Origin of the sequence: Salinibaculum sp. SYNS191 (assembly GCF_037338445.1) — an archaeon.
In the GTDB taxonomy this organism is placed as follows: domain Archaea; phylum Halobacteriota; class Halobacteria; order Halobacteriales; family Haloarculaceae; genus Salinibaculum; species Salinibaculum marinum.
Genome location: NZ_CP147838.1, coordinates 2791135 through 2803185, shown reverse-complemented (window position 1 = coordinate 2803185; position 12051 = coordinate 2791135). Strand labels below are relative to the sequence as shown.

The 12051-nt window shown below is 65.9% G+C and carries 13 protein-coding genes; all 13 read right to left on the bottom strand.

Annotated features, from left to right (window positions below; all coding sequences use genetic code 11):
• Positions 1 to 34: 34 nt before the first annotated feature.
• Positions 35 to 724 carry a V-type ATP synthase subunit D gene (locus tag WDJ57_RS14840; protein ID WP_338901608.1) on the bottom strand — a complete coding sequence of 230 codons (690 nt, stop codon included), beginning with the start codon at positions 722 to 724 and terminating at the stop codon, positions 35 to 37.
• A 26-nt stretch (positions 725 to 750) separates the two neighbouring features.
• Positions 751 to 960, bottom strand: coding sequence for a hypothetical protein (locus WDJ57_RS14835; protein WP_338901606.1), 210 nt, complete (start codon positions 958 to 960; stop codon positions 751 to 753).
• Positions 961 to 1002: 42 nt separating this feature from the next.
• Positions 1003 to 2043, bottom strand: coding sequence for a Brp/Blh family beta-carotene 15,15'-dioxygenase (locus WDJ57_RS14830; protein WP_338901604.1), 1041 nt, complete (start codon positions 2041 to 2043; stop codon positions 1003 to 1005).
• Positions 2034 to 2768 carry a lycopene cyclase domain-containing protein gene (locus WDJ57_RS14825; RefSeq protein ID WP_338901602.1) on the bottom strand — a complete coding sequence of 245 codons (735 nt, stop codon included), beginning with the start codon at positions 2766 to 2768 and terminating at the stop codon, positions 2034 to 2036. Before WDJ57_RS14825 ends, WDJ57_RS14830 begins: the two co-directional genes overlap by 10 nt.
• Positions 2769 to 2827: 59 nt before the next feature.
• Positions 2828 to 3535 (bottom strand): bacteriorhodopsin, encoded by a 708-nt coding sequence (locus WDJ57_RS14820; RefSeq protein WP_338906306.1) that lies wholly within the window; start codon positions 3533 to 3535, stop codon positions 2828 to 2830.
• 257 nt (positions 3536 to 3792) lie between these two features.
• A complete protein-coding gene (locus tag WDJ57_RS14815) occupies positions 3793 to 5211 on the bottom strand; it encodes an ATP synthase subunit B (RefSeq protein ID WP_338901600.1) in 1419 nt (472 codons plus the stop codon).
• A 2-nt stretch (positions 5212 to 5213) separates the two neighbouring features.
• Positions 5214 to 6980: an ATP synthase subunit A gene (locus tag WDJ57_RS14810; RefSeq protein ID WP_338901598.1), complete on the bottom strand. Its 1767-nt coding sequence runs from the start codon at positions 6978 to 6980 to the stop codon at positions 5214 to 5216.
• A 1-nt stretch (position 6981) separates the two neighbouring features.
• Positions 6982 to 7305, bottom strand: coding sequence for a V-type ATP synthase subunit F (locus tag WDJ57_RS14805; protein WP_338901597.1), 324 nt, complete (start codon positions 7303 to 7305; stop codon positions 6982 to 6984).
• Positions 7302 to 8375 (bottom strand): V-type ATP synthase subunit C, encoded by a 1074-nt coding sequence (locus tag WDJ57_RS14800; RefSeq protein ID WP_338901596.1) that lies wholly within the window; start codon positions 8373 to 8375, stop codon positions 7302 to 7304. The genes WDJ57_RS14805 and WDJ57_RS14800 overlap by 4 nt, the downstream gene beginning before the upstream one ends.
• Positions 8372 to 8953: a V-type ATP synthase subunit E gene (locus WDJ57_RS14795; RefSeq protein ID WP_338901594.1), complete on the bottom strand. Its 582-nt coding sequence runs from the start codon at positions 8951 to 8953 to the stop codon at positions 8372 to 8374. The genes WDJ57_RS14800 and WDJ57_RS14795 overlap by 4 nt, the downstream gene beginning before the upstream one ends.
• 20 nt (positions 8954 to 8973) lie before the next feature.
• Complete coding sequence (locus WDJ57_RS14790) at positions 8974 to 9240, bottom strand: F0F1 ATP synthase subunit C (RefSeq protein ID WP_338901592.1); 267 nt, start codon at positions 9238 to 9240, stop codon at positions 8974 to 8976.
• Positions 9241 to 9451: 211 nt separating this feature from the next.
• The gene (locus WDJ57_RS14785) at positions 9452 to 11713 is read right to left on the bottom strand and encodes a V-type ATP synthase subunit I (RefSeq protein WP_338901591.1); all 2262 of its coding nucleotides are present in this window, start codon (positions 11711 to 11713) and stop codon (positions 9452 to 9454) included.
• Positions 11700 to 12032 carry an ATP synthase archaeal subunit H gene (ahaH, locus tag WDJ57_RS14780; RefSeq protein WP_338901590.1) on the bottom strand — a complete coding sequence of 111 codons (333 nt, stop codon included), beginning with the start codon at positions 12030 to 12032 and terminating at the stop codon, positions 11700 to 11702. The genes WDJ57_RS14785 and ahaH overlap by 14 nt, the downstream gene beginning before the upstream one ends.
• Positions 12033 to 12051 lie beyond the last annotated feature (19 nt).

The following is a 12051-nucleotide window of genomic DNA, read 5'->3' as shown; positions in this document are numbered from 1 at the left end:
GTCTTGGGTCGCCAGAAGGAAAGAAGGGGGCGTCTCAGTCGTCGGCGGGCAGCGGTTCCTCGGTCTCGGCTTCCTCGGCCTCGCGCTCGGCGCGTTCCTCCTCCTCCTTCTTGGCCTTGATCTTCTTCATGCGGAAGATCTCCTCGCGCTCCTGTTCTTCGAGTTTCTGCTCGATGTACTCCTGATTCTCGCGGAGTTCGGGCAGGAGTTTGAACTCCAGGGCGTTGACGCGGCGTTTGGTCGTCTCGATTTCCTCGAGCATCTTCTTCATCGCCGTCTCCACCTCGGCGGCGAGGATGATGTTCTCCAGCAGTTCCTCGTAGGCGTCGGCGGCCTCGTCGATGCGGGCGCTGGTGCCGAGCACGCCGTAGCCGCGCTCGTCGAGGTTCTTTTTGACCTTCGAGGACTCGATTTGCGGGACGACGACGCCCATGATGTTCTTCGACTGGGTGGTGAGTTCGGGGTGTTCCTTCAGCGCGGCGGCGGCCCCGCGGACGGCCACGTCGCCGTCCATCGCCCGCGCCATGTCGATGGCCCGCTGTGCGCGCTCGTAGCTGTCGTCCAGCCCCTCGCGGACGTCCTGGGCCTGGTCGAGGATGTCCATGAACTCCATGATGAGCCCGTCCCGCTTCTTCTCGAGGGTGTCGTGCCCACGCTCGGAGAGTTCGATGCGGTCCTCAATCTGCATCAGGTTCTTCCGCGTGGGTTTGACGTCCTTAGCCATTACCCCAGGGTACCGGAGCCACTCAGTTAATCCTTTTCAGTTTCCGGAGCCCCCGACTGGCGGCCGTAGTGCCACTTCGAGAGGTAGAACACGCCCGCGCCCGCGACCCACAGCACCGCAATCGGCGTCGACAGCCCGCCGACGGTGTAGAACTGGTAGGTGCTGATAGCGAGCAGCAAGAGGAGCAGGACCATGAACGCGTTGCGGGCGCTCCGGAGGACGGCGTCGTCGGCCATTGCCGGCCCTACCCGCCGGAACGCCGTAACGCCGTCGGCTCGTCACGACAGGTGCCAGAGGTCCTGTTCCCGGTCGAGGGCGAGGACGACGGCGGTGTGGGGCAACGTCAGCACGGAGATGGCGACCAGGTACAGCCCCGTCGCGCCCGCCAGCGTCTGCGCGGGGTCGGGCGTCGTCCACCACAGCACCCCGGCGAAGGCCAGCGCGAGGGCCGTCGGCACCGCTGCCTCCAGGCCGAACTTCCCGAGTGCCCGACCGAACCGGCGCTCGACGACCGCCTCGACCGAGGCCTCGTCCAGCAAGATGACGCGGACGATGTGGCGCACCGAGTGCCACAGACAGAAGTACAGCCCCACGGCCAGCACCGGCGGAACGAAGAAGAAGACCACCCAGAGCAGGCCGCACTCGGCGGCGTCCAGCCGCCAGCCCCGTCGGTCCACCGCCCGGGTCCACCCGCGGGCCAGCGTGAGAATCGTCACGAGGCCGAACCCGGCCATCAACAGCAGGCGCGGCCAGGCGTCGAACAGCCACCAGGACCCCGCCGACCCGCCGAAGGGTGCGACGAAGGTGTCGACCACCTCGCGGTACCGGCCCGGAAAGCCAAAGAGGGGGACGAGCATCGGCAACCCGCCGCGGACGACGACGGTCAGCACCTGCTGGGTGAAGTCGTCGACGTGGTCGGCCGCGTACAGCCCCTGGAGGACGTAGAGTTCGCCCTGCCCCCAGTGGAACCAGGTCAGGAGGATGAACAGGGCCGCAGCGGGGACGGGCGCGAGGAACCACAGCGCCAGGTAGGCCCCGCCGGCGGCCAGGTACAGCGCCACCACGCCCGCGACGCCGCGGAGGTCGACCCGGCCGGTCCGGGCCCGTGGCAGAGCGACGTAGTCGACCGCGCCGTGTGGCATCCCGAAGACGACGGCGCTGGCGACCAAGGGAAGATAGCGGTAGGTCGTCGGAATCGACGGGAGCAACAGCGACAGCGGGACGAGCGCGGCCAGCGGTGCCCAGCCGAGAAACAGCGAGGCCCGGCCGAGTGCGGTGCGCGCGGTCTGGCCCGCGACGGCCCCGTCGGTCAGCCCCATCGCGCGATCACCCACCGGAGGAGGACGAGCGCCTGCACCACGAACAGCGACGTGCACAGGAAGAAGGCTCCTTCCTCGACCGGGAGACCGGCGACGGTGAGACCGGTAGAGTACTCCGGCGAGATGGTCCACAGCCCCTGCTCGATGGCGTAGCGGTCGATAGTCGAGAGGTACACCACCGGCACCGCGAGCATCGCGGCCACCCGCCGGCGGACGGCGACCAGGTAGCGCCAGCCGACGGCCCACTGGAGGGCGAAGACCGGTGCCGCCCACGTGAAGATGGCACCCAGGTACAGCGTCTCCGGCGGCCCGAGCAGGAAAGCCACCCCGACGGCGCCGACGGCGAGGCCGGCCAGTCCGCCCAGCAGTCGGTCCCGCCAGGAGTGCCCGATTGTCGGGTCGACCCTGCCGTCGAGGGCGAACGTCCAGACGCCGACCATGACCGACTGGAAGACGACGAAGAGGTACTCACCCAGGGGCATCTCGCCGATGCGCATGAACACGGTCCCCTCGCCGTAGAACCAGACGCCGCGGGCGATGAGGTAGTTGTCCCACGGGGTCGTGTAGACGAGCGCGAGCGCGACCATGAGTGCCACGCCGCCGACCTGGACGCGCCGCGACGCGCGGTCGGGGCGGTACCGGACGGCGGACGCGACGGTCAGAAGCGACAACGGGAGGACGACGAAGAGGGCGAGGAAATCGAGGTAGGTGAGTGCGGGAGACATGGGACTCTCTACTGGGAGCTATGCTAACAGCAGGAAACGGAGTGAGTTATACTCCGTGATTAGTCGTCAGCCGGTTCGGCAGCAGCGCCCGAGGTCGCCTCGCTGATGGCGTCGCGGGCGCTGAGCAGGATGAACCCGAAGCCGATCTTCGCGGTCACGTCGAGCACTGCGAACCCGAGCGTCTCGATGCCGAGGTTCGGCAGGACCCCGAGGCCCTCAGTGCCGATGAGCCACCAGATCGGGTACACCAGCCACAACACGACTATCATCGTCCGGAGCGTCGTGAACGTCGACCGCGCTGCCTCCGGAAGCTGGCGGGCCTTCTCGCTGAGCGTGCCGTACAGGAAGTACAGCAGCACCAGCAGGAGCGCCGTGGAGATGCCCCACCAGATGAGCCGCTGGACTTCCGTGCTGATTGCGACGTCGCCCGCGAGGTCGCCGGTCAGGGTCGCGACGGCACCGGTGCCGATCATCGCCGCGTCGAGACCGACGAGTCCGGCCAGTTCGTTACGGGTCGCCCCGGCAAGCAACCCGAGGTCGAGCAGTAACAGCGGCGTCGTGAAGAACCAGTCCGTGTACCTGGCCCAGTAGATGAGTTTCTCCTCGCCACCGACCGTGACGACCGTCGCGCCGAATCCGAGCGCCATCGCCAGGTAGTTCACGAACGCGATCGCCGCGATGAAGATGGTGACGATGTAAAACTCCTGCATCCGCTCGTTCGTCTCGCCCCAACCCATCGCGACGAAGGCCAGCATGCCCAGGAACATCCCGGCAGTTCCGAGCCACAGCGCCGGCTCGACAGGGCCGCCCGCCTCGGCCAGCAGGTCACTTACCGTCGACTGTGCCACGAGTGCGTCCATTCCTGATTGCAGTACCATAACCCAGTTTGTACTAGTGCGGGAACATACTTAGTCCCATTACCAAATCGTTTAGGCTCGTAGCGCACCTCGCCGGGCCAAATCAGTAATTGCCGGGGCCCCGACGAGTGATGTAATACGGATGTCAGGAAAGGGCGGGTTACTGCTCAGGCCTCGGCTTCGACCGTCTCGTCGTCCGCTTCCTCGACGTAGTACTTCTCGATGTTCTCCTCGTCGACGCGGTTAAGCTCGTCTTTCGGCAGCATCGAGAGGAGGTCCCAGCCGATGCTGAGCGTCTCCTCGATGTCGCGGTTGGTGTCGTACCCCTGCTCGACGAACTCCGCCTCGAAGCGGTCCGCGAAGTCGAGGTACTTGTTGTCCCGCTCGGAGAGTGCTTCGCGACCGACGATGTTCACCAGGTCGCGCAGGTCCTCGCCCTCCGCGTACGCGGCGTAAATCTGGTCGGAGACGCCACCGTGGTCGCCACGGGTCAGCCCCTCGCCGATACCGTCGTCCATCAGCCGCGACAGGCTCGGCAGGACGTTGATGGGCGGCTGGATGCCCTGGCTGTTGAGGTCGCGGTCGACCAGAATCTGCCCCTCGGTGATGTACCCCGTCAGGTCGGGAATCGGGTGCGTGATGTCGTCGCTGGGCATCGTCAGGATGGGAATCTGCGTAACAGAGCCCTCCTGGCCCTTGATACGACCGGCACGTTCGTACAGCTGTGCCAGGTCAGTGTACATGTACCCGGGGTAGCCACGCCGGCCCGGGACCTCCTCGCGTGCCGCGCCGATTTCGCGCAGCGCCTCACAGTAGTTGGTCATGTCCGTCAGGATGACCAGCACGTGATACCCCTTGTCGAAAGCGAGGTACTCGGCCGTCGTGAGGGCGAGTCGCGGCGTGACCGTCCGCTCGACTGCGGGGTCGTCCGCGAGGTTCATGAAGACGACCGACCGCTCCAGCGCGCCGGTGCGCTCGAAGTCGTCCATGAACTCGTTCGCCTCCTCGGCGGTGATACCCATCGCGCCGAAGATGACTGCGAACTCGCTTTCGCCGTCGCCGTCGCCCTCGGACTCTTCCGGCACCGTCGCCTGCCGGGCAATCTGGAGTGCGAGGTCGTTGTGCGGCAGGCCGGAACCCGAGAAAATCGGGAGCTTCTGGCCGCGGACCAGCGTGTTCATGCCGTCGATGGCCGACACGCCGGTCTGGATGAACTCCTCGGGGTACTCCCTGGAGTAGGGGTTGATCGCCGCACCGACGATGTCGCGTCGCTCGTCCGGAACGATTTCGGGGCCGTCGTCGATGGGATTGCCGGACCCGTCGAGGACGCGACCGAGCAGGTCCTCGGTGACCGGCATCTTCATGGTCTCGCCGAGGAACCGGACCGACGACTCGCGGTCGATGCCGCCGGTTCCCTCGAACGTCTGGATTGCGACCGTGCCGCTGGAGGTGTCGAGCACCTGCCCCCGGCGAACCTCGCCGTCCGCGGTCTCGATTTCGACGATCTCGTTGTAGCCGATGGGTTCGTCGACCTCGGCGAAGACCAGCGGTCCGCTGATTTCCGTGATAGTCTGGTATTCTTTCATTGTTAGTAGAGTGCGCGAATCTGTTCAGTCATGTCGCTTTCGAGTTCCTCGACGAACGCATCGGCCTCGTCGTCCGGCGTCGTGCCGATGCGGTTCAGGCGCGGGAGCGCGTCGATTTCGGTAATCTCGTCGACCGGGACGCCAGCGTCGAGTGCGTCGAAGGCCTCGTCGTTGAACGTCTTGATGGCACCCAGGATGAGGTAGGTCTTCTCGGGTGGACAGTAGCGGTCGACGTCGTGCAGGGCGTTTTGCTGCAGCCACGCCTCCTTGAGGAACCGCGCGACTTCCAGCGTCAGCTGCTGGTCCTCCGGCAGCGCGTCTTTCCCGACGAGCTGGACGATCTCCTGCAGTTCGCCCTCCTCGTCCAGGACGTCGATGGCCCACTGGCGTTGCTCGGGCCAGTCGTCCGCGACGTTGTCGACGAACCACGGGTCGAGCTGTTCGCGGTACAGCGAGTACGACTCGTCCCAGTTGATAGCCGGGAAGTGCCGCCGTTCCGCGAGGTCGGCGTCCAGCGCCCAGAACGTCTTGACGATGCGCAGCGTGTTCTGGGTGACCGGCTCCGAGAAGTCACCGCCCGGCGGCGAGACGGCCCCGATGACCGACACGGAGCCCTCGGTGCCGTTGATGTTCTTGAAGTAGCCGGCCCGCTCGTAGAACTCCGAGAGGCGGGCGGCCAGATAGGCCGGGTAACCCTCCTCACCGGGCATCTCCTCCAGCCGCGAGGAGATTTCGCGCATGGCCTCGGCCCACCGCGAGGTGGAGTCGGCCATCAGCGCGACGTCGTAGCCCATGTCGCGGTAGAACTCCGCAATCGTGATGCCCGTGTACACACAGGACTCACGCGCCGCGACGGGCATGTTCGACGTGTTCGCGATGAGGCAGGTCCGGGCCATCAGCGCGTTGCCGGTCTGGGGGTCCGGCAGTTCCGGGAAGTCGTCGATGACCTCCGTCATCTCGTTGCCGCGCTCGCCACAGCCGATGTAGACGACGATGTCGGCGTCCGCGAACTTCGCCAGCGACTGCTGGGCGACGGTCTTGCCCGACCCGAAGGGGCCGGGAATCGCGGCCGTCCCACCCTTCGCGAGCGGGAACAGGCCGTCGAGGATGCGCTGACCGGACGTGAGCGGTTCGGTCGGCGTCTGCTTGTTGATGGTCGGCCGCGCCTCGCGGACCGGCCACTCCTGGCGCATCTGCACCTCTTCGCCGTTGTCGAGTTCGACGACCGTCTCCTCGACGTTGAAGTTCCCGGACTCGACGGCGACGACTTCGCCACCCTCGTAGTCGGGCGGCACCATCACCTTGTGGTCGATGCTGGCCGTCTCGGGAACGATCCCGACGACGTCGCCGGCCTCGACCTCGTCGCCTTCCTCGACTTCGGGGGTGAACTCCCAGGTTCGCTCCAGGTCGATACCCGGTGCGTCGACACCGCGGTCGAGGAACGCCGACCCCATCTTCTCTTCGAGGACGTCCAGGGGGCGCTGGACGCCGTCGTAGATGGAGTCGAGCATCCCCGGCCCGAGGTCGACCGACAGGGGCGACCCCGTCGATTCGACGGGTTCGCCCGGCGAGACCCCGGAGGTCTCCTCGTACACCTGAATCGTGGTCAGGTTCCCTTCGATTTCGATAACTTCGCCCATCAGCCCCTCGTGACCGACGTACACGACGTCGTTCATCCGCGCGTCGAGGTCCGTCGCAGTCACGACGGGGCCGCTTACACTTTCGATGACGCCGTCTTCACGGACGTCAGACTCTGTTGCTTGACTCATGTTAGTCTTCCTCCATCAGGTCGATACCGATGGCTCGTTTGATCTGTTCGCGCAGGCCGCTGCTGCCGGCCGGGCCGCCCAGCGTCACCAGCACCGGGTCGACGCTCGTCTCGACGTCCTGGCGGACACCCCGCGAGAGGTGGTCCAGGTCCTCGTCGTGCATCACGACGATACCGACGTTGTTGTCGGACAGGAGTCCGCTCACCGCGTCGTCCAGCTCGTCGTCTTTCTCGTCGTCTGGTATCTCCTCGAACTTCCGGACGCCTGCCAGCCGGAAGCCGGTAGTGAAATCCGGACTGCCGATGACTGCTATCTCCTGACTCATAGCATCACCAGTTCCTGTTCGATGTCGTCGGGGGACAGGCCCGCCTCGCGTCCGCGGGCGATGGCCCGGATGTTGTCGACTTCGCGCTCCTTGGCGAGGACGTAGGAGAGCACCGGACAGACCGACAGCGGGTACCGGTTCGAGAGCTTGTCGGAGTACTCCAGCAGCGCCGCGTCCAGCGCGTGCTCGAACTGGATGAGGTTCTCCGCCTCGGCCAGCGTGTCCAGCGCCGCGTCCAGGTCGTCCCCGTAGGGACTCTGCCGGATGTGCTCGACGAGCTGGTCCATGTTGCCGACGAGCTGGCGTACCTCGTCGGCGTCGAACAGCCGCCCGCCGTCGATGTAGTACTCGGAGGGGTCCAGGTCCGCGCCGCTACGTGCGAGCCGCAGCGCGTTCCGGAGGTTCCGGAAGTCGATTTCGGCCCGGAGGAACTCCAGGTACAGGCCGACCGGCGAGTCGCCCTCGACCGTGTCGGGCATGCCCGACAGGAGCGTCTCGTAGAACGCGCGGTCGGCGGCGTTCTCCAGGGCCACCAGCGTCCCGGTGTCCTCGTAGACCTCCAGCGCGGCTTCGAGTTCGTCCTCGAACATCGTCCCCGAGAGTACCTCCACGACGCCCTCGATGGAGTCGGCGCTCAGCAGCTGTTCGAGCTGCCGGTCGGAGAACTCGCCGGCGCGGATGAGGTCGTCCTCGATGTCCGCGCGCTCGGCGTCGGAGTACAGCCCGCGGATGACCGTCTTGACGTTCCAGCTGTCGAACTTCCGCAGGTACCGCGCGATGAGGTCGTACAGCCGGCCGTCGGACCACCGCAGCAGGTCCTCGAAGTGCTTGGCGAGGTTCCGGTTGAGGGCGTACTCGACGAGGTCGACGCCCGCGTACCGGGATCCGAGCGCGTTCATCTCGGTCTCGTACTCGGTCTCCTCCATGAACCGCGCGATCTCGCCGGTGCCCATCCGGAGCAGTTTCCGGTAGTCGTCGTCGTCGAACAGCGCGGCTCGGCGCGACCGCACGCGAGCGGTCACGTACTCGTAGTTGCCGGCTTCCCGGTTCTGTTCCGTTCGAATACTCATTGGTCTTCGAACAGCTGTTCGCTAATCGAGCGGAGGTTGTCCTCCCACACTTCGTCGAGTACGGAGTCGAACGTGTTCTTGACCCGAACACGCGAGGTCTCGCTCTCTGCGACGATGCCGCCCAGGCAGTCGAACTCGCCGGCGTACTCGTAGCCGTCGTACTCCTCGAGAATCGACTCCAGCAGGTCCTGGTCATCGGCGCGACCGTAGACCTTGACCTCGTCGTCCTCGTCGAACTCGGCGGCGGCGTCGTCCAGCAGCGCACGGGTCAGTTCCTCGCGGCCGTCGTCCAGGTCGGCGACTGCCGCTTCGACCGCCTCGTAGACGTCCTGGAGGACGTCACGCTTGGCTTCGAGACGGTCCTGCTTGGCCTCCAGTTTCGCACTGGAGAGCTTCTGTTCGCGCTCCTGGTCGATCTGCCGTTCGACCTCACGCTGGCGCTGTTCCCGTATCTCCTCGGCGTCGGATTCCGCCTGAGCGAGTATCTCTTCGGCCTCGGCGTCGGCCTCGTCGCGTATCTCCTCCGCACGCGCGCGCGCTTCGTCTCGGATGTCCTCTACGACTGTTTCGAGGCTCATTGTTGAAAATGGAAGGGCGTTTAGACCACGAAGACCGTGACCAGCGCCAGAATGACGAGGGTCTCCGGAAGGACCGTAAGAATGAGGCCACGACCGAACATGTCGGGGTCCTCGGCGGTCGCACCGACGGCCGCAGCGCCGATACCGCGCTCTGCAATCCCGGAACCGAGAGCCGCGAGACCGACTGCGAGCGCAGCGCCCGCTGTGGGGGGGATAGCCGGGGCAGCCGCTGCCTGTTCACCAGTTGCCAGTACAACACTCATCAGGGGTGCAAGTGCGTCAATCATGGATTCGTCCTCTTGTGTGTCCGAACAGGCGTATTTCGCGTCACCGTATTCATAAAACTTCCCAAACCGACTTGCTGGTTTGCGATTCCGCCGTTTAACGGCGTCTCACTGGTGACGTTGTGAGCTGGTAGCAGGCGTCTCGGCGGCGGTGCCAGAGACGGATTAGTACCTACGAGGGAAACGTAGAGAAACGAAGAAAACAGCGACCGCGTCAGTCGCTCGTGTACTCGCGTTCCTTGCCGAAGGGGAGGTAGGGCTTGCCGCCGCCCTCGTAGAACTTCCCGAAGAACTCGACGTACTCGAGACGCACCGCCTGCAGGCCGGCACTCGTGACACCGAGTGCGAGCACCAGCAGGTGGCCGAGCACGAACACGACGATGCCGAAGAGCACGCCGACGATGCCCATGTGGATGAGCCCGTCGAACATGACGGCTTCAGCGCCGAACTCGGCTCTCGGTCCGGCCGGCCCTTCGTTGATGAGGAAGTGGAACTCCCCGTTGTGGCTGTAGGCGCCGAAGAACAGGAGGTTGACCACGAAGGCCATCCCTGCCTTGGCCAGCAGCACTGCGGCCAGCCGGGTGTACGACAGCACGTTCACCAGGACGTTCAGGAACTCGACGACCTCGATGAGGTCGGCGTAGGCGAGCATGACCAGGCCGACGGCGAACATGCCAAGCCCGGCCAGACCGGCGACCTCGGGGAGGCCGTTGAACCCGATGGGGTACACCGACGCCGCGGCGTTGCCGGCTGCGTGGAACTCCTCGACGGTCATCCCGCCCGAGCCGGGCAGAATCTGGTCGGGGCGGGCGAAGGAGGCGAACAGGAACGCCGGCTTGACGCTGGCGGCGAAGCTGCTGAAGATGAACGCCCAGATGCCGACCATCATCAGAATCCACGACCCGCTCTCGGTGACGGCGTCGACGACGCCGTGTTCGAGGTTCTCGACGAAGTCGAGCACGTAGCCGATGATGAGATGAACCAGTCCGGCGAAGACGCTCACCGTCAGCCACGTCAGCGCGTACTTGGCGAAGGCGGGCTGGAGCCCCTTGTGCATCGGCGGCTCGCCGCCGAAGACGATTTCACCGAGCTGGTGCAGCCCGAAGAACTCGCCGTAGAGGACGCCGAACACCGCCGTGAACGCACCGGCCCACAGGGCGACGCCGCCGAGACTGGAGATGACGTCGTTGTCGAACCGGGACATCAACAGCGCGCCGATGCCCATGTAGAGAATCCCGTAACCGAGGTCACCGATCATGAACCCGAAGAAGGCCGGGAACGTCAGGAAGACGAAGAAGGTCGGGTCGAACTCGGAGTACTTCGGCCGGTTGATGACCTCGACCAGCGCCTCGAACGGCTTGACGCTGCCGGGGTTGTCCTGGATGACCGGCGGGTCGTCCGAGCCCATCGTGACAGTGCCACCGTCGGCGCGAGCCTGCTGCTCGCCGCCGTCGGTGGCGGCCTCGTCCGCGCCGCCGTCCGCCGCGGTCGGTGCGCCGCCGGGTTCGCTCCCGGGTTCGACCTCCTCGCGGTCGACGACGTGGCCGTCCTCGTCGTACTCGGCCTGTTCGAGTTCCGCGATTTCGACGTGGTCGCCGACCGCGTCGTAGAGCCGGCTCTCGAACTCGGGAACCTTCGTGGTGGGCAGCCAGCCCTCGGCGACGAAGGCGTTCTCCGTCGTCGCGAAGGTCAGCGGTGCCTCGCGCTTTTGCACCTCGATGGTCAGCTCCTCCTCCGCCGCGAGCAGGAAGCCGCCGACTTCGAGGCGTACGTCCTCTATCTCGTCCTCGACGGTCTGGAGCTTGGACTGGAGTTGCTGCTTCCGGTGGCGCAGTTCCTCCAGGTACTCCTTCGGTGCCCCGTCGCCATCGGGCACTTCGATGGCAGTGAAGTTGGCGTTGACGAGTGCGTCCTGCAACGTCTCCCCGTCGGCGTACGCGAAGACGGCGACGACGCCGTCGGCGGCGCTCACGTCGTACGTGTCAATGTCGCTGTCGGCCAGCGCCGACTCGACGGCCGTCGCGTCTGCCTCGCCCACGCGGACCGCGAGCGAGTCGTAGCCCCGTAGCAGGTCGAGGTCGATACCCAGCGCGACGAACGGTTCCATCGTGTCGATGCGCTCCTCGACGCTGCGGAGTTCGTCGCGGAGTTCGTCCCGCCGGTCGTCGAGTTCGTTGACGTCCTGGCGGATGTCTTCGAGCTGGTCTTCGAGGGCCTCCTCGGTGACCAGCTGGTTGCTCGGGCCGACGTCCTCCCCGGTGACGCCGAGGATGGACTTCAGCGAGCGGACGGTCACGAGCTTCTGGGAGGCCTCGTCGGCCCCTTCCTCGGGGGTGCCTGGCTCGAAGCCCTCCCAGGACCCGTCGTACTCGGTGACGTGCAGCATCCGCAGGCCGTGGACGGTCTCGACGACGTCGTCCATGACGCCCTTGGAGCCGGTCACCGAGACCCGGCTCATCCGCTCAGGTCTGAGCATGTACCGCCTCCTCGAAGAGTTCTGTGACGTGCTCGACCACCTCGTCGACGCGGTCCTGAGCGTCCGCTTCCAGGGCCTCGCGCTCCTCGCGCCCCTCTTCGAGGATGCGCTCGCGCTTGGCCTCGATTTCCTCGCGAGCGGAGGCGAGGCGCTCCTCGGCCATCTCGTCGGCCTCCGCGCGTGCCTCCTCGCGGATTTCGTCCGCCTCCTGGCGGGCCTCGGCGATTCGCTCGTCGGCCTCCTCCTCGGCTTCGGCGACGATCTCGTCGGCCTCGCGCTCGGCGTCCTTGATGCGTTCGAGTACCTGTGTCTCTGGCATTCCTCAATCGTCCAAATGT

What these genes read in the sequence shown, in the direction of transcription:
- WDJ57_RS14840 (WP_338901608.1), bottom strand. Translation starts at nt 724, where the DNA reads ATGGCTAAGGACGTCAAACCCACGCGGAAGAACCTGATGCAGATTGAG.
- WDJ57_RS14835 (WP_338901606.1), bottom strand. Translation starts at nt 960, where the DNA reads ATGGCCGACGACGCCGTCCTCCGGAGCGCCCGCAACGCGTTCATGGTC.
- WDJ57_RS14830 (WP_338901604.1), bottom strand. Translation starts at nt 2,043, where the DNA reads ATGGGGCTGACCGACGGGGCCGTCGCGGGCCAGACCGCGCGCACCGCA.
- WDJ57_RS14825 (WP_338901602.1), bottom strand. Translation starts at nt 2,768, where the DNA reads ATGTCTCCCGCACTCACCTACCTCGATTTCCTCGCCCTCTTCGTCGTC.
- WDJ57_RS14820 (WP_338906306.1), bottom strand. Translation starts at nt 3,535, where the DNA reads ATGTTCCTGGGCATGCTGGCCTTCGTCGCGATGGGTTGGGGCGAGACG.
- WDJ57_RS14815 (WP_338901600.1), bottom strand. Translation starts at nt 5,211, where the DNA reads ATGAAAGAATACCAGACTATCACGGAAATCAGCGGACCGCTGGTCTTC.
- WDJ57_RS14810 (WP_338901598.1), bottom strand. Translation starts at nt 6,980, where the DNA reads ATGAGTCAAGCAACAGAGTCTGACGTCCGTGAAGACGGCGTCATCGAA.
- WDJ57_RS14805 (WP_338901597.1), bottom strand. Translation starts at nt 7,305, where the DNA reads ATGAGTCAGGAGATAGCAGTCATCGGCAGTCCGGATTTCACTACCGGC.
- WDJ57_RS14800 (WP_338901596.1), bottom strand. Translation starts at nt 8,375, where the DNA reads ATGAGTATTCGAACGGAACAGAACCGGGAAGCCGGCAACTACGAGTAC.
- WDJ57_RS14795 (WP_338901594.1), bottom strand. Translation starts at nt 8,953, where the DNA reads ATGAGCCTCGAAACAGTCGTAGAGGACATCCGAGACGAAGCGCGCGCG.
- WDJ57_RS14790 (WP_338901592.1), bottom strand. Translation starts at nt 9,240, where the DNA reads ATGATTGACGCACTTGCACCCCTGATGAGTGTTGTACTGGCAACTGGT.
- WDJ57_RS14785 (WP_338901591.1), bottom strand. Translation starts at nt 11,713, where the DNA reads ATGCTCAGACCTGAGCGGATGAGCCGGGTCTCGGTGACCGGCTCCAAG.
- ahaH (WP_338901590.1), bottom strand. Translation starts at nt 12,032, where the DNA reads ATGCCAGAGACACAGGTACTCGAACGCATCAAGGACGCCGAGCGCGAG.